At 61.8% G+C, this 20,790-nt stretch carries 23 protein-coding genes and 1 riboswitch; of the genes, 15 read left to right on the forward strand and 8 right to left on the reverse strand.

The genetic code is table 11. The features are described from left to right. Positions 1 to 51: 51 nt before the first annotated feature. From QQJ96_RS18345 to QQJ96_RS18355, 3 genes are all read left to right on the forward strand, one after another. On the forward strand, positions 52 to 1,548 hold the full coding sequence (locus QQJ96_RS18345) for a transglutaminase-like domain-containing protein (RefSeq protein WP_284333478.1): 1,497 nt from the start codon (positions 52 to 54) through the stop codon (positions 1,546 to 1,548). Positions 1,549 to 1,838: 290 nt separating this feature from the next. After that, positions 1,839 to 2,708 (forward strand): SPFH domain-containing protein, encoded by an 870-nt coding sequence (locus tag QQJ96_RS18350; protein WP_284333479.1) that lies wholly within the window; start codon positions 1,839 to 1,841, stop codon positions 2,706 to 2,708. Positions 2,709 to 2,714: 6 nt separating this feature from the next. Beyond that, the gene (locus QQJ96_RS18355; RefSeq protein WP_284333480.1) at positions 2,715 to 2,906 is read left to right on the forward strand and encodes a type II toxin-antitoxin system antitoxin; all 192 of its coding nucleotides are present in this window, start codon (positions 2,715 to 2,717) and stop codon (positions 2,904 to 2,906) included. Positions 2,907 to 2,910: 4 nt separating this feature from the next. Here QQJ96_RS18355 and QQJ96_RS18360 read toward each other — a convergent pair whose 3' ends face one another. Then, positions 2,911 to 3,285: a DUF423 domain-containing protein gene (locus QQJ96_RS18360; protein WP_284333481.1), complete on the reverse strand. Its 375-nt coding sequence runs from the start codon at positions 3,283 to 3,285 to the stop codon at positions 2,911 to 2,913. A gap of 85 nt (positions 3,286 to 3,370) precedes the next feature. Here QQJ96_RS18360 and QQJ96_RS18365 point away from each other — a divergent pair, with 85 nt between their 5' ends. From QQJ96_RS18365 to QQJ96_RS18375, 3 genes are read left to right on the forward strand one after another with little or no spacing between them, the layout of a single operon-like run. Then, the gene (locus QQJ96_RS18365; RefSeq protein ID WP_284333482.1) at positions 3,371 to 3,982 is read left to right on the forward strand and encodes an SCO family protein; all 612 of its coding nucleotides are present in this window, start codon (positions 3,371 to 3,373) and stop codon (positions 3,980 to 3,982) included. After that, on the forward strand, positions 3,979 to 4,422 hold the full coding sequence (locus QQJ96_RS18370; protein ID WP_284333483.1) for a copper chaperone PCu(A)C: 444 nt from the start codon (positions 3,979 to 3,981) through the stop codon (positions 4,420 to 4,422). Before QQJ96_RS18365 ends, QQJ96_RS18370 begins: the two co-directional genes overlap by 4 nt. A 5-nt stretch (positions 4,423 to 4,427) precedes the next feature. Next, positions 4,428 to 5,186 carry a metallophosphoesterase gene (locus QQJ96_RS18375; protein ID WP_284333484.1) on the forward strand — a complete coding sequence of 253 codons (759 nt, stop codon included), beginning with the start codon at positions 4,428 to 4,430 and terminating at the stop codon, positions 5,184 to 5,186. A gap of 1 nt (position 5,187) precedes the next feature. Here QQJ96_RS18375 and QQJ96_RS18380 read toward each other — a convergent pair whose 3' ends face one another. The 7 genes from QQJ96_RS18380 to QQJ96_RS18410 all read right to left on the reverse strand — a co-directional run bounded on the left by QQJ96_RS18380 (position 5,188) and on the right by QQJ96_RS18410 (position 13,529). Beyond that, positions 5,188 to 6,060 (reverse strand): cytochrome c oxidase assembly protein, encoded by an 873-nt coding sequence (locus QQJ96_RS18380; RefSeq protein WP_284333485.1) that lies wholly within the window; start codon positions 6,058 to 6,060, stop codon positions 5,188 to 5,190. 111 nt (positions 6,061 to 6,171) lie between these two features. After that, positions 6,172 to 8,094, reverse strand: a complete 1,923-nt coding sequence (locus QQJ96_RS18385; protein ID WP_284333486.1) for a GldG family protein — start codon at positions 8,092 to 8,094, stop codon at positions 6,172 to 6,174. Between the two features lies 1 nt (position 8,095). Continuing rightward, positions 8,096 to 8,830 (reverse strand): ABC transporter permease subunit, encoded by a 735-nt coding sequence (locus tag QQJ96_RS18390; protein WP_284333487.1) that lies wholly within the window; start codon positions 8,828 to 8,830, stop codon positions 8,096 to 8,098. Continuing rightward, positions 8,827 to 9,765: an ABC transporter ATP-binding protein gene (locus QQJ96_RS18395; RefSeq protein WP_284333488.1), complete on the reverse strand. Its 939-nt coding sequence runs from the start codon at positions 9,763 to 9,765 to the stop codon at positions 8,827 to 8,829. Before QQJ96_RS18395 ends, QQJ96_RS18390 begins: the two co-directional genes overlap by 4 nt. Positions 9,766 to 10,015: 250 nt before the next feature. Further along, complete coding sequence (locus QQJ96_RS18400) at positions 10,016 to 11,386, reverse strand: SRPBCC family protein (RefSeq protein WP_284333489.1); 1,371 nt, start codon at positions 11,384 to 11,386, stop codon at positions 10,016 to 10,018. 222 nt (positions 11,387 to 11,608) lie between these two features. Then, entirely contained in the window at positions 11,609 to 12,250 is a 642-nt protein-coding gene (locus QQJ96_RS18405) for a response regulator (RefSeq protein ID WP_284333490.1), read from the reverse strand. A 55-nt stretch (positions 12,251 to 12,305) separates the two neighbouring features. Continuing rightward, positions 12,306 to 13,529 carry a sensor histidine kinase gene (locus tag QQJ96_RS18410; protein ID WP_284333491.1) on the reverse strand — a complete coding sequence of 408 codons (1,224 nt, stop codon included), beginning with the start codon at positions 13,527 to 13,529 and terminating at the stop codon, positions 12,306 to 12,308. A gap of 315 nt (positions 13,530 to 13,844) precedes the next feature. Between QQJ96_RS18410 and QQJ96_RS18415 the strand changes: the two genes are divergently transcribed. The 9 genes from QQJ96_RS18415 to cfa all read left to right on the forward strand — a co-directional run bounded on the left by QQJ96_RS18415 (position 13,845) and on the right by cfa (position 20,786). Then, positions 13,845 to 14,468: a GNAT family N-acetyltransferase gene (locus QQJ96_RS18415; protein WP_284333492.1), complete on the forward strand. Its 624-nt coding sequence runs from the start codon at positions 13,845 to 13,847 to the stop codon at positions 14,466 to 14,468. Next, entirely contained in the window at positions 14,465 to 15,232 is a 768-nt protein-coding gene (minC, locus tag QQJ96_RS18420; RefSeq protein WP_284333493.1) for a septum site-determining protein MinC, read from the forward strand. The genes QQJ96_RS18415 and minC overlap by 4 nt, the downstream gene beginning before the upstream one ends. Before the next feature lie 74 nt (positions 15,233 to 15,306). Beyond that, positions 15,307 to 16,122, forward strand: coding sequence for a septum site-determining protein MinD (gene minD, locus QQJ96_RS18425; protein ID WP_284333494.1), 816 nt, complete (start codon positions 15,307 to 15,309; stop codon positions 16,120 to 16,122). Between the two features lie 5 nt (positions 16,123 to 16,127). Continuing rightward, the gene (minE, locus tag QQJ96_RS18430) at positions 16,128 to 16,403 is read left to right on the forward strand and encodes a cell division topological specificity factor MinE (protein WP_284333495.1); all 276 of its coding nucleotides are present in this window, start codon (positions 16,128 to 16,130) and stop codon (positions 16,401 to 16,403) included. 383 nt (positions 16,404 to 16,786) lie between these two features. Continuing rightward, positions 16,787 to 17,239 carry a hypothetical protein gene (locus QQJ96_RS18435; RefSeq protein ID WP_284333496.1) on the forward strand — a complete coding sequence of 151 codons (453 nt, stop codon included), beginning with the start codon at positions 16,787 to 16,789 and terminating at the stop codon, positions 17,237 to 17,239. A 365-nt stretch (positions 17,240 to 17,604) separates the two neighbouring features. Then, positions 17,605 to 18,696, forward strand: a complete 1,092-nt coding sequence (locus tag QQJ96_RS18440; RefSeq protein WP_284333497.1) for a glycosyltransferase family 9 protein — start codon at positions 17,605 to 17,607, stop codon at positions 18,694 to 18,696. Positions 18,697 to 18,749: 53 nt separating this feature from the next. Then, positions 18,750 to 18,841: riboswitch (Fluoride riboswitch) on the forward strand. A gap of 62 nt (positions 18,842 to 18,903) precedes the next feature. Further along, positions 18,904 to 19,290 carry a fluoride efflux transporter CrcB gene (crcB, locus tag QQJ96_RS18445; RefSeq protein ID WP_284333498.1) on the forward strand — a complete coding sequence of 129 codons (387 nt, stop codon included), beginning with the start codon at positions 18,904 to 18,906 and terminating at the stop codon, positions 19,288 to 19,290. Positions 19,291 to 19,308: 18 nt separating this feature from the next. Then, entirely contained in the window at positions 19,309 to 19,671 is a 363-nt protein-coding gene (locus tag QQJ96_RS18450) for a DUF190 domain-containing protein (protein ID WP_284333499.1), read from the forward strand. Further along, complete coding sequence (cfa, locus tag QQJ96_RS18455) at positions 19,668 to 20,786, forward strand: cyclopropane fatty acyl phospholipid synthase (protein ID WP_284333500.1); 1,119 nt, start codon at positions 19,668 to 19,670, stop codon at positions 20,784 to 20,786. Before QQJ96_RS18450 ends, cfa begins: the two co-directional genes overlap by 4 nt. The last annotated feature ends 4 nt before the right edge of the window (positions 20,787 to 20,790 follow it).

Here is a 20,790-nt window from a genome sequence, read left to right on the forward strand (position 1 = left end):
TCCCAAAAGAGCATTGACTAATCTCAATCCGTTTCCCCGCGGACTGAACTTATGCGCAGCCGGATCGCCCCGCTTTTGCTGGTGCCGATGTTGTGCCTTGCCTCCAGCCTGGCAAAGGCCGCCGAGGATGCTGCGCCCCCCGATACCACCTGGATGACCGTGCTGCTCAACGGCCGCAAGATCGGCCACGAGGAGATTCAGCGCGAACGGACCGGCGACACCGTCACCACCACCCAGACGCTGGTTATGTCGATCGAGCGCAATCACAAGATGGTTCCGTACATCAATGTCAGCCGCAGCGTGGAAACCGCCGCGGGAGAACCGATCGGGTTTGTCATGAGCAGCACCCTGTCCGCCACCGAAACCAGGGTGGAAGGCAAGCGATTGCCCGATGGCCGTCTGGAGCTGGCCAATACTACCGGCGGGCAGACCCGCCAATCGGTCACCGCCTGGCCGGCGGGCGCCGTTCTGGTGGAAGGCCAGCGTCAAGCCATGCGGGCAGCCATCGCCCATCCGGGCACGGATTACCGCCTGTTGATGTACAACCAGGCCAGTCAACTAGCGATGGACCTGAGCGTAACCGTGATCGGCAACGAACGTGTGCAACTTGTCGATCACGTGGAGACCTTGAGTCACCAACGGGAAACGCTCAAGGGGCCTCAAGGCATTCAGAGCGTCGATCTATGGCTGGACGCTCGGGGCAACATCCGCAAAGGCTCGGTGTCCCTGCTCGGCAAGCCACTGGATATGGTTGCCTGCAGCGAAGCCTGCGCCGAGGCGCCAACGCAAAGCCTGAACATGATGGATTCTGCGCTAGTGGATTCCCCACGGCTCATCACGCCTGAAATGTCTTCGGACTTCCTCAGCTATCGTGTTCATGTCGCTGACAGGGCGATCACCAGGCCATTTATCGACACTGACGAGCAGTCGGTGGTCGATCTAGGCCATGGCGAATGGCAAATCAATGTTTACGTTGGTGAACTGGACGCACAGGGCCCACCCACTCCGGCGGACACGCAACCGAATGCATGGCTTCAATCCGATGCCCCGGAAATAAAACGACTTGCATCGCTTGCGGCCGGAGGCGGGCATGACAAATCGCACATCATGGGCAATCTCAATGCCTTCGTGAACCGCTACATCTCGCAAGGGGGGCTGGACATCGGTTACGCCTCCGCACTGGAAGTCGCGCGGGATCGTCGTGGAGACTGTGCGGAATATGCCGTGCTGCTCGCTGCCATGGCACGCGCGGAAAATATTCCGGCGCGCGTCGTCGTCGGCATGCTCTACGCCAAACGCTACGACAGCAAGCAACGCGTGTTCGTACCCCACGCCTGGGTCACCGCCTGGGTGCACGGACGCTGGCGTAGCTTCGACCCCACCATCGAGCGCTTCGACACCGGCCACATCGCGTTGGACATCAGCGACGGCAACCCATGGCATTTCGACCGGGCAGCCAATGAATTCGGCAGCATTCGGATCGATGCCGTGCAGACGTTTAGCGAGCTGCTCAATTCTCCGCCGGTCAGTATTACCGTGGGGTGGTAGATAGGGCTAAGGAGCCGGTCAATGCTCTAAAGCCTGGCATACACCGTGCCTTGCGCCATCCAGTCCACCGCAGCTACCTCCACCATCTCGCTCAGTTCTATGCCATGCAAACGCGCTGGCCCCAGGCCACCTTCTGGCGACGCCGGCTCGGCCCGGCATCAGCCAGCGCAGCCGTTGAATAAAGCCCACCTACTGCGATGCTTTTCCCAGCGATGCGTCCGGCCCAGGCAGACCGCTTGAATTAGATATCATTTTGATATCTAATTTTGAAAACTTGGGAGTAGCGGTCCATGAACGAACGCACAGGGTTTTCGGTCGCCGGCATTCCGTTTGTCTTCGTCTGCCTGGCGCTCGCGCTGGTCGGCGTGGCGTGTTACGCGAATGCGGCCAATGGCAGCGTGCCTGTCTGGGTCGCCGGCCTGGGTATATTCATACACGCGCTGACGCTCTTTTCCCTCAAGGGTTTCTTCCAGGTCGCGCCCAACGAAGGGCAGGTCATGCAGCTGTTCGGCAAATACGCCGGCACCGTACGCCATGAAGGCCTGCGCTGGACCAACCCGTTCTACAGCAGGCAGCGTATATCGCTGCGCGTGCGCAACTTCGAGAGCGGCAAGCTCAAGGTCAACGACAGCGACGGCAATCCGATTGAAATCGCGGCCGTCGTCGTGTGGCAGGTGGTGGACTCGGCGGAGGCCGTTTTCTGCGTGGACAACTACGAAAACTTCGTAAACATCCAGAGCGAGTCGGCTTTACGCCAGATGGCGCAAAGCTATCCCTATGACGCCCATGATGACGGCAAACCGTCGCTGCGCAGCCACGGGGACATCATCAACAACCACCTGCGGGACGAAATCCAGGCCCGGCTGGATCGCGCCGGCGTGCAGGTGACGGAAGCCAGAATCAGCCACCTCGCCTATGCGCAGGAAATCGCTCAAGCCATGCTGCAGCGGCAACAGGCAAGCGCAATCGTCGCGGCACGTGAGCGTATCGTACAAGGCGCCGTTGGCATCGTAGGCATGGCGCTTGAAAATCTGCGCAGCCAGGGCGTCGTCGACCTGGACGAAGAGCGCAAGGCAGCCATGGTCAGCAACCTGCTGGTGGTGCTGTGCGGAGAACGTGCAACGCAGCCGGTGGTCAATACCGGCACCTTGTATCACTGAGCGCTCATGCCGGCGGAAAAAAAAGCCTACCCGCTCCGCATCAGTCCCGTCGTGCTGGAAGCCATGCAGCGCTGGGCCGATGACGAATTGCGCAGCGTCAATGCGCAGATCGAATACGTCTTGCGTAGTGCATTGCACGCCAACGGCCGGCTCAAACCGGCCAAGGCAAAGCCGCTGGCGGACGACGAAACCCGCTGAATCCTCAAAGCCTGGTCTTCAGACTCGCCCCCAGCGCTATCCAGCCAACAATGAACGCCACGCCGCCAAACGGCGTCACAATACCAGCCCAATGCGGCGCGCCGAGCGCCAACGCATACAAGCTGCCACTGAACAACACGATACCAAGCGCAAAGGCCGATATCGCCGCGCGCCGCGCCTTGCCTGCATGAGCAAGAACTGCGCCCGTTAGCCCCAAGGCATGCCAGAAGTGGTACTGCACCGCCGTGTGCCAGAGTTCGAGTTGCATTGGATTGAGCACCGACCGAAGCGCGTGCGCCCCAAAAGCGCCAAGCAAAACGGCGCTTGCTCCGGCGGCGCCTACCAGCAGCCCTGCATGGGATTGGACAAGTTGTCGCATCGACGCGCTTTCCTGTGACCGAAGGAAGTGCTGAAACGGGCACGCGTGGCGTATCCTGAGCGAGTTTCAGCGAAGGAATTCTTGCATGAAGTTCTCGCGTCTCGCCCGCCTCGCCTGCCTGCTCGTTCTAGGCATGCCGCTTGCCGCATGTCAGCGAAATGAAACGGCGGCCTCGTGGCAACTCACCGACATCTCCGGGCACATGCCGGATCTCGCCTTCCAGCTCACCAATGACCAGGGCAAGGCCGTCACTGCGGCCGATTACCGTGGCAAGGTGGCCCTGCTCTATTTCGGCTACACGCATTGCCCGGATGTCTGCCCGCTCACGCTTGCCCACCTGCATGTCGTGATGCAAAAGCTGGGCAAACTGGCGGAGGGTACGCAGATTCTGTTCGTGAGCGTCGATCCGCAACGCGACACCCCCGAAGCACTGCACACCTATGTCACCGCGTTCGATCCCCGCGTCGTCGGCCTGACGGGTTCGCCTGCCGAGATCGAAGCGCTCACCAAGCGCTATCGCGCCGCCTTCAGTCGTGAGCCCGGCAAGGCGAGCGACAGTTACGAGGTCAGTCACAGTTCGGGCATCTATATCTTCGACGCCGGCGGCAAAGCTCGTCTGCTCGCCACGCCTGACGACGCCCAAGACAAGCTGGTGCATGATCTGTACTTGCTGCTTAGTGCGGGAGGAACACCATGAAGCCTGGCATGTTGTTGCTATGGCTGATGCCGCTGCTTCCGCCGCAAGTCCAAGCAACGCAAGCGGATCAAATCAAGGCCAGCCACGCGTGGATTCGCCTGCTGCCGGCCAACCTGCCGGCGGCAGGCTATGTGACGCTGGACAATCAAGGCTCGTCAGCAGCCACGCTGGTTTCCGCACGCAGCGCCTTCTATGCGTCGGTGATGCTTCATCAGAGCGCAACGGATACGACCGGCAGCAGCTCGATGCGCATGCTCGATCGCCTGACAGTTCCGGCCCATGGCGAGGTTTCTCTGGCGCCGGCCGGCTATCACCTGATGCTGCAGGAAGCGACACACCCCTTCAAACCCGGCGAAACCATCGACATCACCCTGGACTTCGCCGACGGCAGCCATTTGCGCGTGCCTTTTTCGGTACGTCCGGCTAACGCACCCGACTGAACCTCATGCGCGTTTTCGCGATTTCCGACTTGCACCTGGACTATGCGGCCAATCGCGAATGGCTCCAGCAATTGCCGTTACACGAGTACAACGATGACGTGCTGATTCTTGCTGGCGACGTTTCCGATCGCCTCACCCACCTCGAAGAGGCGTTCAAGGCACTGAGCAGGCGCTTTTCCACCGTGCTATTCGTGCCCGGCAATCACGATCTATGGATCAACCGCGATCGCATGCGAGATTCGTTCGAAAAGCTTCAGACAGTGCGGTCGGTCGCGCAAGAGCTTGGGCTGCGCATGGATATCTTCCGCCAAGGCGAACTCGCGATCGTGCCGCTGCAAGGCTGGTATGACTACTCCTTCGGCGCTGCAGACGATTACCTCAAAGCCGCATGGGCCGACTACCGCAACTGCCAATGGCCGGGCTACGACGAAGCCGCCGTGACCAAGTTCTTCACCGGGCAAAACCCAACGTTGTCCTCGCCTGCATTGCTGGACGCACGCCAGATCATCAGCTTTTCGCATTTCCTGCCGCGCATCGACCTGATGCCCGATCGCATCCCCGACAAGCACCGGAAGATCTATCCCGTACTTGGCACCACCGTGCTGGAGTCGCAGCTTAGACAGCTTGGCTCCAGCGTGCATGTCTACGGACACAGCCACGTCAATCGCCAGGTGAGGATCGATGGCGTCAACTATGTCAACAACGCCTTTGGTTACCCCTCGGAGGCGCACTTCACCCGGCGCCAACTGGTGCAGGTCTATTGAATCAACGGCCCACGCCGCTCGCTACGATTCGGGCGGTCGCCTGCTCCCGTGCTTGCCGCCGAAGGCGTCCACTGCGTGACAAACGCAACCATTGCCGCATCGCCAACAAACCACCGACGGTTTCCAGCGTCGCAGCCGGCACCCAGATGATGATGCCGCCGATCAGTTGCCCGGTGAACACGTTGAAGTTGAAGGCGCGTCCGCAGATTTCGAAGATGGGATAAAGATCGGTTCTGGAGAAGGTGATGATGGCGCCAGCCAGGATCTGTGGCGCCATGGTGATGCCGGGCGACAATACACGCATGCCGGGAATCATGCGCCCCGGCGGCCGCGGCCGGTGATCCAGCACCAGCCACCAGTACACGAAGCCGCTGACGATCATCGACCAGTTCATGAAGCGATAGACGCGCCAATCGAGCATCGCCAGGGTCTGCATGGATGGAATCAGCCAAACCAGGACGAAGGCCACGAACAGGATGGTGGCGACGGCAGGATTGAGCAGTACCGTGCTGACCAGTCGCCACGGCCAGCTTCGCAGTGCCGGACGCAATACGCGAATCCGCCAATTCAGCGGCACGCCGGCACGCAACACCGAGCCAGGATAGGACGCCACGATCATCAGCGGCGCCAGATGGTGCAGCAGCAACTGCTGGATGCGATGCATGAAGAATTCATGCTCGGCATAGAAATCGAAGTAGGTTTGCAGGCTCAGATAGACGATCGTCATGCCGGTCCAGAACGCCAGCTTGCGTCCCGTGCTTACCGGCAACTTGCGACTGCCCCGCCAGTACAGCACGCAGGCACCGAGGAAGCTCGCCAGGAAAATCCAAGAGAACTCCCACGGGATCATCCATTTGAGCAAGGTCGTGATCATCGGCAGCCCAATGGGTTTTGCATGCGCGGCTTCATTGCAAGATTGCCTTTCACCCTACCCCCCTCCCAGCTCGCAGAGGGACGCTTGCTGCAAGCCTGCGGCATTTCGCCATCATCCACTGCGTTGCCGCCGGTTTCGTCGCGTGCGCTTCCAGCCATACATCAAGCCTATCAGGGTAATCAGTGCTGGCAGCATCACGATATTGATGACTTTCAGCCGGGTCCCCAAGGCGTCGATTTCCGCGTTGAGCTGATGCTGCACTTCGCGTAGCTCGTTGCTGATCGCCAGCTGGCGCTGCAGGAACTGCGCAATCTCCTGTTTCTGTTCGGCACTGTTGGAGGTATCGCTGGTGCCTTTAGCCGGCTGCAATTGTTCCAGCCGACGCTTGGTATCGGCCAGCTCGCCTTGCAGTTCCTTCTCCTTTTGCAGGAACTTGCTGTCGGCGGCACGCCGCAGCGCCTGCACGCGCGTGAACGGACGCTGTGAAGTGGAGCGGCCGCGAATGGACAGCAGCGCGGAAGAACCGGTGAGGTTATCCACCATGTTGCTGATGAAGTCACCGTTGTTGGTGAAGTAGCTAAACATCGGCTGGCCGAGGAAGTTCTGCGTTTCCACCCACAGGCGATCGGTCAGGAGGTCAGTATCGGCCACCAGGATCACTTCCGCGTTGGGTGGCGAGGCGGACAGGTGTCCCGGACGCTTGGCCAGTTCCGGGAAAGCGCTGACGAACGGCCCGCGCAGGCGCGCGGCAATCACATAGTTCTGGTTCTGTGGCTGATAGCCGTCCAGCAGGCTGGATGGATTACGGATGGCCTCGATCGCCCGCTGCGTAGGCACCACCTCGGCATCGGAGCTGCTTTGCATCAGCGGTATCAGGCGCGTGTTCGCATCCGGCAACAGATCGAAATGCCCGGCGGTCGAAACATTTATGCGTTGCAGGCTGGCGGTGATGACATCGTCATGATTAAGTTCCGACGCGCCAAGGCCAAGCATGGCCGGATGCGCGAGGTTCACCCCGGCCAGTTCGATGGGTAGCGCACGCGCCCGATCGAGCACCACCTGGTCCGGGTTGAACGATACGCCCCAATCGGCAAACAGGCGCGGCAGGTTGGAACTGTGATTGTTGGTGGCGCTGGTCGCATCGGTCACCAGCGGCGTGGGGTCGGATTCGGAAAAGGGATCGACGAACACCACCAGGTGTCCGCCGCCAAGCACGTACTGGTCGAGCGCGTACTGCACCTCGGCAGGCAGATTCTTGGGCTGGATCAGCAACAGCACCTGGAAGCTCTTGTCGATGCGCTTGAGCTTGTCGATATTGATCATCTGCACGTCGAACAACTGCTGCAGCTGGCGCATCACCGCCCACGGCTGCGTGCCCTGCGTGGCATCGCCCATCACCGGCAAGCCGCTGATGACCCCGATGCGCGGCTTTTCCGGCTCGCCCAACTGATACAGCAGCTTGGCGACGTCGTACTCAAGAAAGGTTTCCCGATTCAAATCGAAGAAGGGAATCGACAGCGTGCGCTCGACCTGCTTGCCCTGCTTCGCTTGTGGGTAATCGGCCAGATAATCGGCCGCCGCTCCGCTGCTGGGCGGACGCGTGGTGCCGACCAGGCCAAAGAAAATGCGCTCGCCGTTGCTACCGCCGTTGACCGGCGTAAGGCCGTTGCCCTCGGCGCTGGCCTCATCGTCCGAATAAGGGACCGGATCGGCGAGCTGCAAGCGGATACGGCCGTGTGAACGGGCCACGATTTCCTGCAGCATCTCCGCGACACGCTGTTCGTAGCTGCGCAGCTGTGGTTGGTCTTTCGTCGCGTGTTGCGAGAAATACAAGGTGAGCCACAGTGGACGTTGCATACTGTCGACAATCTGCCGCGTCCCCGGCGAGAGCGTATACAGCCGATCCTGGGTCAGATCGAATCGCTTCGGCGCCAGCCAGCGGCTGGTGATCAGAGTGAGGCAGCAATACGCAATGATCAGCGCGATCAGTCCGCTGATGAGTACAGTGCGTCGACGCAAAGGAAGCCCGAACATGTCAACGGCTCCGCTTCATGTCGAGCACCAGCACGCCTGCGGCCAGCCAGGCCGTGATGGTAAGTATGAAATACAACAGGTCGCGTATGTCGAGCACTCCACGCGCTATTGCCTCGTAATGGCGCAACATCGAAAGGTGCGCAACGCCATTGACCAGCTTGCGCGGCAACGTGCCCTGGAAGAAATCCAGCACCTGCGATTGCCCGGCAAGGATCAGCAATACGCACACCACGGCGGTAAGAATGAAGGCCACCACCTGGCTGCTGGTCACCGTCGACAGGCAGGCGCCGATGGCCAGGAACGCCCCCGCCATCAGCCAGCTGCCGACATAACCGGCGATGATGATGCCGTTGTCCGGCGAGCCTAGGTAATTGACGGTAATCCAGATGGGAAAGGTCAGCAGCAAGGCAAGGCCGACGAACAGCCACGCGGCGAGGAACTTGCCCAGCATGGCTTGCCACAGATTGATCGGCAAGGTGAGCAGCAGCTCCAGCGTGCCCGACTTGGCCTCCTCTGCCCACAGGCGCATCGACACCGCCGGCACTAGGATCAGGTACAGCCACGGGTGCATCACGAAGAACGGCTGCAGGTCGGCAATGTTGCGGTCGTAGAAGTCGCCGACGTAGAAGGTGAGGATGCCCGAGAGCACCAGGAAGATCACCAGGAACACATACGCAACCGGCGTGACGAAATAGCTGCGCAGTTCGCGGCGCATCACTGCGATGGCGGGATTCATGCCTGCGCCTCGCTTTCGCTGCCCAGCGTGATCTGGCGGAACACTTCATCCAGACGTCCGCGTTCGAGCTGGATTTCGGAAATCTCCAGCCCCTGCTGGCGCAGCAGCGTTTCGACCGGCTCGAGGATCCGCTCACCCGGCTTGGGGAACACTGTGATCCGCCCATCCAAGGGATCCACCTCGATACCGGCCACTTGCGGCAAGCGTCCAAGCATTTCCTGCGATACGCCACTGCCTTGCGCACTGAAGGAAACCGCGCCGTGGTAGCGCGACCGCGCTTCCAGTTCCGCCGGCGTGGCGTCGGCACGCAATTGGCCCCCTGCAATGATCACCACGCGATTGCACAGCGCATGCACTTCCTCCAGCAGATGGGTGGAAATCAGGATCGTGCGCTCGCGCGCCATCGCGTCGATCAAGCGGCGCACGGCATGTTTCTGATTGGGATCGAGGCCGTCGGTAGGCTCGTCCAGCATCAGCACCGGCGGATCGTGCAAGATCGCCTGCGCCAGCCCGACACGGCGGCGCAAGCCCTTGGACAAGGTATCCACGCTTACACCCAGCGCGTCCTCAAGCTGTAGATAGTTGACCACTTCATCGAACCGGCGCCGGCCCACGTCGGAGCGCAGCCCACGCATGCGCATGATGAACACCAGGAACTCGCGCACGGTCATTTCGCCATAGCTGGGCGCGCCTTCCGGCAGGTAGCCAAGGGCGCGCCTGGCCTTCAGTGGCTGCTTGATCACGTCGTGACCACACACGCGCGCAGTGCCCGAACTGGGCGTAAGGAAGCCGGCGATCATGCGCATCGCCGTGGTCTTGCCTGCACCATTGGGGCCTAGCAAACCGAGCACCTGACCGGGTTCGGCGTAGATGCTGAGCGCATCCACCGCAGTCAAATGCCCATAGCGCTTGGTGAGCTTGTCGGTCTCGATCATGTCCGCTCGCGAAAAGAACCGCAACGCAATGTACCGCAAGCACACGACAAAGTTCTTCGACTGGCCTAGGGATGCCCTGATCTATTCCACGTACCCGTCACCGCAATGTATGCACGGCACGCCCTGCGGGCCTTCTGGACGTCATGCCGGGCACGTGGAATAGATCAGGGCATCCCTAAAGCGGGGCGGCCGAAACAAAAAGGCCCTCCTTGCGGGAGGGCCTTTCGCGGACCGTTTGCAGAGCGGCTGCTTACTTCGCCGCGCTGCTCGCCGGAGCCGGCGCGCTGCCGCTGGAAGCCGGCGCCGGGTTGTTGCTCAGCACACCCGGCTGCTTCATGCCGGCCTGCTGCTCCGGCGTCTGCGCCGGCACCGCGCCACCGGTGATGCCCTTGGCATCGAACACCGGCAGGTACACTTCATATTGAGCGTAGGTGCTGATATTGCCGGAATTGTCCTTCACCTCAGGCTGCACTTCGATGTCGTAGCTGCGGGCAAGGATCTCGTTGGCGTTCAGGCCGTGCGTTTGCGCATAGGCCTCCAGCTGCTCGCGGGTATTCTTCACGCCGACGATGGTGCCGTTCCACTTCGCCATCAGCGCCGAACCACCGAAGGCCAGCTCGCCACGCACATTGTTGTCGATCACCAGGCGGCCATTGCGATCCTTGTCGCCGGGATTCAGTGCAGGCGCGGTGGCCGGGGTTGCACTGGTGCTGGCCGAAGCGGCCTGGTCCGTCAGCGACGGCGGCGTTTCCGGCGCCAGCTGATAGCTCTGGCCGTTGATGTTGAGGGTGGCATTGTCGATCGGCATCGCAACGTCGAACGAATAGGTCTGGTCGCCGAAGTTGGTGGTGTAGACGATGCGCGGGCCGGTAACATTCACGCCCAGCTTCTTCGCTGCGGCCTTGATCTGGTTCTCGGCAGCCGGCACCGCTTCGTTCATGGCGTCGATCAGGCCACCCTTGAGGTTGATCTGGGTGGACACCAGCAGCACCGGCGTGGGCTTGGGCTGCACCATGTAGGGAACCAGGTCGCCGTAGTCGACGTTCGGCACGCTGGCCAGGGCATTCTGCAGGTTGTTCAGGCTGTACTGGATGAACGCGTCCGGCTGGCCGTGGATGTACAGGTTGGAATAGCGGTCCAGCAAGTTGAAGCCGTAAGTCACGTCATACGACCAGGTGATCTTGGTCAGCTTGCCGGTGTTGCCCTGACGCAGCAGGTCCACGGTGAAATGCTTGTCGCTACCGCGCCAGGCGTTGTCCACGTTCCAGATCAGCTCACCACTGTTGACGGTGCTGTCGATCTTGTTGAAGTCAGGTTTGGTGCTGGCGATGGTCAGCTTGCCGTCGCCCACTTTCTCATCCTGGCCGCTCCAGCTGATCTCCGAGCCCGGGCCGAAGGAGCTGCCGGAAAGGCTGTACTGGGTCCGCGGATCGTAGGCGCGCAGCACGGCGTAGTCCGGGAAAGTACGGAAATTGGACACCATGTCGTAGACCTGGCGCAGATCTTTGCTGACCACCAGCGACCGTTCAACGTGGCCACTGCCGGGCATGATGATGCCCACCACGACGCCGGCCACGACGACGATGATGAAGGCAACGATGAATTCCAGAACACGCGTCATTCCAGGTTTCTCCGAGACGTCTCTCTAGCTGCGATGGAAAGCGCAGGTCGGAACGGACCGCCACGGGTGGTCTTCCAGGGAGGGAAACCGCGTCAGGACGGGGGTCGGCCGGCGCCTAAGCTGCCGATGGTACTTGCTCACGCGAAGGAACGCTACGGGCCCACAGGACCCGCAGCCGCGTTGCGCAGCAGCATTTTCCAGCGGTCTAAAGTACCCGGCGGATCAGACGATACCCAGTTCCAAAGCCTTGAGCACAGCGCGGGTTCGATCGCGTACGCCAAGCTTGGAAAGGATGTTGGAGACGTGGTTCTTCACGGTGCCCTCGGCCACCTTGAGCGAATTGGCGATCTCCTTGTTGCTGTAGCCGCCGGACAGCAGGCGCAGGATCTCCGTCTCGCGCTCGGTCAGCGGATCGGGCTGCTCCAGGCTGGTGAACTGGTTATGGATACGGCCGACGCCGGCCAGCAGGCGCTGGGTGACCATCGGCGCAACCAGCGAACCACCGCTGGCCACGGTACGTACCGCTTCCACCAGCTGTTCCAACGATACGTCCTTCAACAGGTAGCCGCGCGCACCGGCCTTCAGCCCCTGCAACACCAGCTGATCGTCATCGAAGGTGGTAAGGATGATGGTGGGCGGCAGGTCGTTGCGTGCCGATAGCGCCTGCAACACTTCCAGACCGCTCATGTTAGGCATGCGCAGGTCCAGCAACACCACGTCGGGCTTGATGCGCGGAATATCCTGCACGGCCTGCACGCCGTCGGCGCACTCGGCCACCACGCGAATGTCTTCGGCCAGATCGAGCAGGGAACGCACACCCTGACGCACCAGGTTCTGGTCGTCGACGAGACAAACGGAAATCATCGCGGATCCTCGCAGCTAAGATGGCTTGTCGGGCTTATGAAATTCTGGCAAGTCATCAGGTAAGGCTCAATGCAGGGGGCTCGAACCGGGAAGGCGTATGCGCCAACACTGAGGGTTCGCCCAATGGAAGACGGATGCTGAGGGCAAAACCCTGCCCTGTCGCGCTCTCCATCGTCACGTTACCGCCAAATTCGGCCAGCCGCTCACGCATGCCGGACAGACCGTTGCCCGGCGTGATGTCGCTGGTGCCGCGGCCATCGTCCCGCGCGCACAGGCTGAGCAGGGTCTCATCTTCATACGTAAAGCCGAGCCACAGGTTGCGGGCGCCGGCATGCCTGGCGGTATTGGTGATGATCTCCTGCACGCAGCGCAGCAGCACCTGCGCCCGGCGCGGGTCCTCCACGCTGAAGCGCGGTGGGACCGTCAGGTGCACCTGCAGGCTGGGCACGCCGTCGATCAGGCTTTGCAGGGCCTGAGTCAGGTCGATCGCGTCGTCCTGGCGCAATTCGCTTACCGCCTCGCGCACGTCGGTCAGCAGCAGGCGCGCCGTGCTTTGCGCCTTGCGCACGTGTACGGCGGCCGACTCGTTGCTGAGATGGCTGGCCACCTCCAGGTTGAGGCTGAGCGCGGTAAGGTGATGGCCGATCAGGTCATGCAGCTCGCGCGCAATACGCATGCGCTCGGCGATGCGGGTGGATTCGGCCAACAACGCACGGGTGGCGCGCAGCTCGGAAATCAGGCGCCGCTGCACCTCGCGTTCCTCGGCCTGCTGGTTGGCCACCGTCGAGACCACGAACACCAGGCCCGAGAACGCCGTATAGATGCATGCCTGCAGAAACGCGAGCGTGATGCTGTACTTCAGCTCGGGGAAGGTGGAGAACAGGACGGTCAGGCAGACGGCCTGCAACACCATCCATGCCCCGCCGATCCAGAACGGCACCACCCAGGGCAGGATCACCGAAACCACCACCAGCAGGATGGCCGACAGGCCGCTGTGGCTGTACCAGCCCACCAGCGCCGCCGCCGCGGTCATCAGCAACAGGCCGCACAAGCGCGCGCCGACATGCGTGCGCGAGCCGAGGTTGTTGGTGACCAGCAGGTACAGAACGCCGAAGACCAGATAAAAAAGCAGGCATAGCAGCAAGGCGAAATTCGGGCGATGCAGCAAATCCAAGCGCTCGGTGGCCCAGCGGGTGAACAGCGGCAGGCCATCGCAGAGGTACGCGAACAAGCCGGTAATGCGCAACAGTCGCTTGTGGTTGAAGTTGGTGATCGCCATGGCTCGCATCATAGGCCCGCACGGGGGCGGGGTGTCATGCGCGGGAAGTCATGAACGGCAGGGGGCAGGGGCTAACGAAACCGGTAAAGTGAAGGCTGCGCCGCAGCACGCTCCCGATGAGGCGCATGGGAAACAGGGCACTTAAGTGCCAGCCTGCCCAGGCCCCGCTCGCCACCTCCCTTCCGCCCCCGCTTTTTACTTTCCCTTTACATGCCGCAATACGGGATGTGCGGCCCAGTGGCACATGCCATAATGCGCGGAAGCTGGGCCGTCAGTCGGTCTTAACTAGCCACCACCTTGATTGCGGAGCAACGAATGGCCCTTGCCATCCGCGACGTGCGCGAGCACGACCTGGATGCCGTACTGGCACTCAACAATACTGCCGGTCGCTCCATCCTCGCCCTGGATGCCGAACGGCTGCGCTACTTCTACGAACAGGCCGATTACTTCCGGGTGGCCGAGATCGATGGCCATCTCGCCGGCTTCCTGATCGCCCTTCGCGATGGCCGCGACTACAGCAGTCCCAATTACCTGTGGTTCGGCGAGCACTATCCGTCCTTCGTCTATATCGATCGCATCGTGATCGCCAACGCGTACCGCCGCCATGGCCTGGGACGCATCTTCTATTGCGACGTGAACAGCTATGCCGAAGTGCGGGTGCCGCTGCTGACCTGTGAAGTGTTCCTGGAACCGGCCGACGACGTGGTCGTCCTGTTCCACGGCACCTACGGCTTCCAGGAAGTGGGCCAGCAACGCATGGGCGAACGCGGCCCACAGGTGAGCCTGCTTGCCAAGGATCTGCCCAGCTACACCTACGTGCGGGACACCTACCTCGAACACGGCGGCCTGCCCGAGCTTCCCTGGTTGGCCGGCCGTGGCCTTCCTTTGGCCAACCAAGACGCCCAAGCGCGCCGCCTCGCCGGAGAGCGGCGTTCATGAATGCGAAAATGGAAACAACCTCTGACGCCTGCGACCTGCGCTTCGGACAGGTCGGCATTGCCTGTGTACGAGTGCGAAGGCCCGACGCGGCAGCCCTGTGCGAAGAGCTGGAACGCCGCGTGCGCTCGGCTCCGCAGCTGTTTTCGCGCGCCGCCGTGGTACTGGACCTGAGCCATCTGCTCAACCTGCCGGACGACGGCACCGTGGACGCGTTGCTTGAGGCGGTGCGCAGCGCCGGCATGCTGCCGGTAGGCCTTGCCTACGGTACCGCGGCCACTGAAGCACTGGCTCAGCGCATGGGCCTGCCGCTGATCGCCAAATTCCGCGCCGCCTACGAGCCGGCCGATGGTGGCAACGTCGCGGCGCCTGTTCCCGTCGCGGCCCCTGCCCCGCTTCCCGTACGCGAACCGGTGCTGTCGCAACCGGAAGGCGCGGTCGGCGCGCAACGCCACGATGGCACCGTGCGCTCGGGCCAGCAGGTATATGCGCGCGATCGCGACCTGGTGGTGGTCGGTACCATCGCCAACGGCGCAGAGGTGATCTCCGACGGCAGCATCCACATTTACGGCAGCCTGAAGGGCCGCGCGATGGCGGGCGCGCAAGGCGATGCAAAAGCGCGTATTTTCATCTCGGACTTCCGCGCGGAGCTGGTGGCGATTGCCGGCCACTACCGCGTGTTCGAGCAGATACCGAAAGACCTGGAGGGCCAATCCGTGCAATGCTGGCTCGACGGCGAAAAGCTGCTGATTGTACCGCTGAAATAAAGCATGCTCTGATGCGTTCAGCGCGTGGCAGAGCAAAGCAAAGCACATTAGAAAAACATATTCGGAGATGAGCCTTGAGTGCTGAGATTATCGTTGTGACGTCCGGCAAGGGCGGCGTGGGCAAAACCACCACCAGCGCGTCGCTTGCCACGGGCCTGGCGATGAGCGGCAAAAAAGTGGCCGTGATCGATTTCGACGTCGGCTTGCGCAACCTCGACTTGATCATGGGTTGCGAGCGTCGCGTGGTCTACGACTTCGTCAACGTGATCCAGGGCGAAGCCACCATCAAGCAGTCGCTGATCAAGGACAAGCGCCACGAGAATCTCTACGTGCTGGCCGCCAGCCAGACGCGCGACAAGGATGCGCTCACGCAGGAAGGCGTGGAGAAGGTACTCGACGAGCTCGGCAAGGACGGCTTTGACTACATCGTCTGCGACTCGCCCGCCGGCATCGAGAAAGGTGCGCACCTGGCGATGTATTTCGCCGATCACGCGATGGTGGTGGTGAATCCGGAGGTCTCCTCGGTGCGCGATTCGGATCGCATCCTGGGCCTGCTCGCCAGCAAGACGCGCCGCGCCGAGAAGGGTGACGGCGCCGTCACCCAGCACCTGCTATTGACGCGCTACAACCCCTCGCGTGTCGAACAGGGCGAAATGCTCAGCGTAAAAGACGTGGAAGAAATTCTAGGTATCAGCGTGGTCGGCGTGATCCCCGAATCGGAAAACGTACTGGCTGCCTCCAACTCCGGCGTGCCGGTGATCCTGGACGAAAACTCGCACGCCGGCCAGGCCTACCGCGACACCGTGGCCCGCCTGCTCGGCGAAAGCCGCCCGATGCGCTTTCTCGATGCACCCAAGAAGGGCTTCTTCCAGCGCGTGTTCGGAGGCTGACCGCCATGGGCATTCTCGATTTCCTGAAGCGCAAACCCGAACCGACCGCGGCGGTAGCGAAGGAGCGGCTGCGCATCATCGTCGCGCAGGAACGCTCCACGCGCGGCGCACCCGATTATCTGCCGGTGCTGCGCAGCGAGTTGCTGGAAGTCATCAAGAAATACGTCAACGTCGACCTGGAAGCGATCAGCATCAACGTCGAACGCGACAGCGGGCATGAGGTGCTGGAGCTTTCCGTGGCATTGCCCGAGGGCAAGGCGGCGCAGAATCCGGCCACTTAAGGATGCTCTGATCTATTCCACGTACCCGTCACCGCACTGTATGCGCGCCTCGCAGCGCGTAGGCTGGGATGCTAATCCCAGCTTTCCACACGGCATCCCGATGCTGGGATTGTCATCCCAGCCTACACGCTTACGTCGCTGCGAGGCGCGCATACAATGCGGCCCCAACATTTAGAAATTAAAGACGGGGTGACGTCCAGAAGGCCCGCAGGCCGTGCCCCGCGGCTTGAACAGACGGCCAGTCTGCCCTGTGCCGCGCGACACACCCTGCGGGCCTTCTGGACGTCATGCCGGGCACGCGGAATAGATCAGAGCATCCTTAAGCACCGCGATCGTTTCCCTCCCCTGCGTGCAGGGGAGGGAGCAATCCTCGCGATAACCGAATGACCGTCCTTCGACTTTCAGACATCAAGCGCAGCGACGTCGAATCCCTGCTCTTCCAGCATGGCCTGAATCTCACGCTCGTGGCCGAGGGCGAGACGATCCCCGGCAGCTTCTGGGGTGACGACGAAGCCGGCATCATCGGCCACACCGTTTACGCTCGCGGCGACACGCCCGTGCATTCGGTGTTGCACGAAGCCGGCCACCTGATCGTGCTGCCGCCGGAGCGCCGTGGCGCGGTGCATACCGACGCCACCGACTCCATCGAGGAGGAGGATGCCGTCTGCTACCTGCAGATCGCGCTGGGTGGCCTGCTGCCGGGCGTGGGACGCGAGCGCATCATGGCCGACATGGATGCCTGGGGCTACACGTTCCGGCTAGGTTCGGCCCGCGCCTGGTTCGAGCAGGATGCCGAAAACGCAAGAACCTGGCTGATCGCACGCGGATTGCTGTAGGAGCCTCTGATCTATTCCTACGTACCCGTCACCGCACTGTATGCGCGTCTGGCGGAGCGTAGGCTGGGATGGCAATCCCAGCACCGGGATGCAGTATGAAAAGCTGGGATTATCATCCCAGCCTACGCTCCGCCAGACGCGCATACAGTGCGGCCCCAACCTTTTGAATTTTATGACGGGGTGACGTCCAGAAGGCCCGCAGGCCGTGCCCCGCGGCTTGAACAGCCGGCCAGTCTGCCCTGTGCCGCGCGACACACCCTGCGGGCCTTCTGGACGTCATGCCGGGCACGTAGGAATAGATCAGAGGCTCCTTCAAGCCGGCGAACCGGTATAGTCGCCGTCGCCTTATCGCCACCAAATCCACCGTGCTGAAGAAAACGCGCTACTACAGCCCCATCAACGACCTTCGCCGTAGCGTCGCGCGCCGGCTCATGCGCATGGTCTTCGGCAGCCACGGACAGCCGACATCGGAGCCGCTGCCAGCCAAGGGCATCTATCGCATCCTGGTCTGTCACGTCAGCCACAGCCTCGGCAACACACTGTTGCTGACGCCGTTGCTGTCGGAGCTGGAGAAGGTCTATCCCGCGGCGGAAATCAACATCCTTACCCGCAGCGCGATCGCCAAAAGCGTCTATGGCCACTTCTTCAACGTGCAACGGATTTTCAGGCTGCCCGCGCACGGCGTAGGCCATCCGTTCCAGTTCTTCGGCACTTTGCGGCGCATGCGCAAGCTCCGTTACGACCTGGCTATCGATGCAGACCCCTTGTCTTACACCGGCCGCCTGCTCACCTTGCTGTCCAATTCCACCTATACGCTAGGTTTCAGCAGTTCCAAGAAGCACGGCGAGATCACCCACGCGGTGCCGCTGCCGGATGAACTGCAAAGCAAAGGGCAGCGCCCGGTGTATTTGCTGCGTCACGCCATGGGCGGCAAGGTCGCGGGCGACTATCCCGTGCCCGACATCCGCCTCAGCTCCGACGAACGCGCGCAAGGCAAGGAAGCCCTGATGCGTTCGCTGGCCGCCGGCGGCATCACATCGACGGGACGAGGCATCATCGGCATCTTCGGCAACGCCACCGGCAGCAAGCTGTTGGGCGAAGCCTGGTGGACGCGCTTCATGCAGGTGCTGGAAGCGGCGCAGCCCGGGCATCGCTTCGTGGAAATCCTGCCGCACTCGGGCGAGTCGATGCTCGGCTCACGCTACCCTGCCTATTTTTCCAGCGACCTGCGTAAGCTGGCCTGCGTGCTGTCCGGCCTGGACGTCTATATCAGTGCCGACTGCGGCGTGATGCATCTTGCATGCGCTTCGGACGTGCCCACCATGGGCATCTTCACGGTCACCAACGCCGCCGAATGGGGACCGTACGGACCTAATCGGCACGTGATTCAAGCGCAGGGCAAGGAACCCGAAGAAGTGGCGCGCATCATTGCCGCCATGCCGGAATTGAACGCCTAGGCTGGAATGACCATCCCAGCCTACCCATGACCATCCGCATCGGCTAGCATGCCGAACAATAGGGAGATGGCATGCCTCCCGTTCCCACGGGTTGGGCCTTACCCGTGGAACGAACCACCGCAAGGTTGATGATGCCTGCACCACCGGTTTCCGGCGGCGCAGGCGTGCCTGTGTTGCCGGACCTCTACCCATGGGAGACGACACAGTATGACTTGGAGTGGTTTTCTTGCCGTCGGCATTGGCGGCGCCCTTGGATGCTGGATGCGCTGGATTCTCGGCGTCCTGTTCAATCCCATTTTCCCCACTGTACCGCTGGGCACCTTGGCGGCCAATCTCAGTGGGGGCCTAATGATGGGCTGCATGTTAGGCATCATCGAACACTTCCAGGCTCTCCCGCCAGAAGTGAGGCTGTTCGCGATGACCGGTTTTCTCGGCGGGCTCACCACCTTTTCCACCTTTGCTGCAGAGGCGGACACCTTGCTGCTACGCGGGCAGATGCTATGGTTCTGCATACATATCGCGGTGCATCTGATCGGCAGCCTGGCCATGACCATCCTGGGCATTTTCCTTACGCGCGCGCTGCTGCGCCATTGATACGGAGCAGGCAACGTCATGAGCATCGATGTCTCATTTCGTAACTCCCCGGCCAACGGCATCTTCCTGCGCTTTTACACCCACGTGCATGCCAGGCACGATGGGTTACTGATCTCCGAATGGCTGCTTGAACTGGCCAAGCGCCACCAACTGGGCGGCGGCTCGGTGTTCCGCGCCACGGCCGGATTCGGCCGGCACGGCGTGCTGCACCACGAGGCCTTTTTTGAACTTGCCGACGACCTGCCGCTCAAAGTGGAATTCCTGCTCGGCGAAGCGAATGCCCAGACCTTGCTGCGCCTGGTGCGGGAAGCCGGTGTTGATCTGGTGTGCGCGTGGTCACCGGTACACTTTGGAAATCTAGGCAAGGACGATGAGTTATGAGTCAGGATTCTCTGCGCCAGCGCGCAACCGAACTGCTGGAACTGGCCGGCGTACACATCAATGGCGCGGCGCCCACGGATATCCGCGTTCATGACGAACTGCTCTACGCACGCGTGTTCGCGCACGGCTCGTTGGGCCTCGGTGAGGCCTATATGGATGGCTGGTGGGATGCTGAGGATCTTCCCGGCATGTTCACGCGAATACTGCGCAGCCATCTGGACGAACATCTCAAGACGCTCGACACGCTGGTCACACACCTGAAGGCGCGTTTCGTCAATCTGCAACGAGGCCAGCACGCGTTCGAAATCGGCAAGCTGCATTACGACCGCGGCAACGACCTGTTCAAGGCCATGCTCGGCAAGCGCATGGTGTATTCATGCGGTTACTGGGCCCATGCCACCAACCTAGACGAAGCGCAAGAAGCCAAGCTCGACCTGGTTTGCCGCAAATTGCAGCTCAAGCCCGGCATGCGCGTACTCGACATCGGCTGCGGCTGGGGCGAGGCCCTGAAGTTTGCCGCCGAACACTACGGCGTGGAAGGTGTGGGCATCACCGTGTCCAATGAGCAAGCCGAGCTGGCGCGCGAGCTCTGCCAGGGCCTGGCCGTAGACATCCGCCTGCAGGATTACCGCGAACTCAACGAACCGTTCGATGCGATCATGTCGATCGGCATGTTCGAGCATGTAGGCGGCAAGAACTACCGCGAATTCTTCGAGGTCGCGCGCCGCTGCCTGAAGGACGACGGTCTGTTCCTGCTGCACAACATCGGCACCAACCAGGCGCCGGGGCGGCCCGATCCGTGGATCGAGAAATACATTTTCCCCAATTCCATGATCCCCGCCGCCAGCCAGGTGGCGGCGGCGCTGGAAGGCTTGTTCGTGGTGGAGGACTGGCACAATTTCGGCACCGATTACGATCTTACGCTTAGCGCTTGGCGCCAGAATTTCGACGCCGCTTGGCCCGCGCTTTCCAGCAAGTACGACGAACGCTTTCGCCGTATGTGGCATTTCTATCTGGCGGTCTCCACCGCCGTTTTCCGCAGCCGGCGCGACCAGCTCTGGCAACTCACCTTAAGTCCGCGCGGCGTAGCCGGCGGTTATCGCGCTCCGCGCTGAGTCT

This window comes from Dyella flagellata, assembly GCF_030160275.1.
GTDB lineage: Bacteria > Pseudomonadota > Gammaproteobacteria > Xanthomonadales > Rhodanobacteraceae > Dyella_B > Dyella_B flagellata.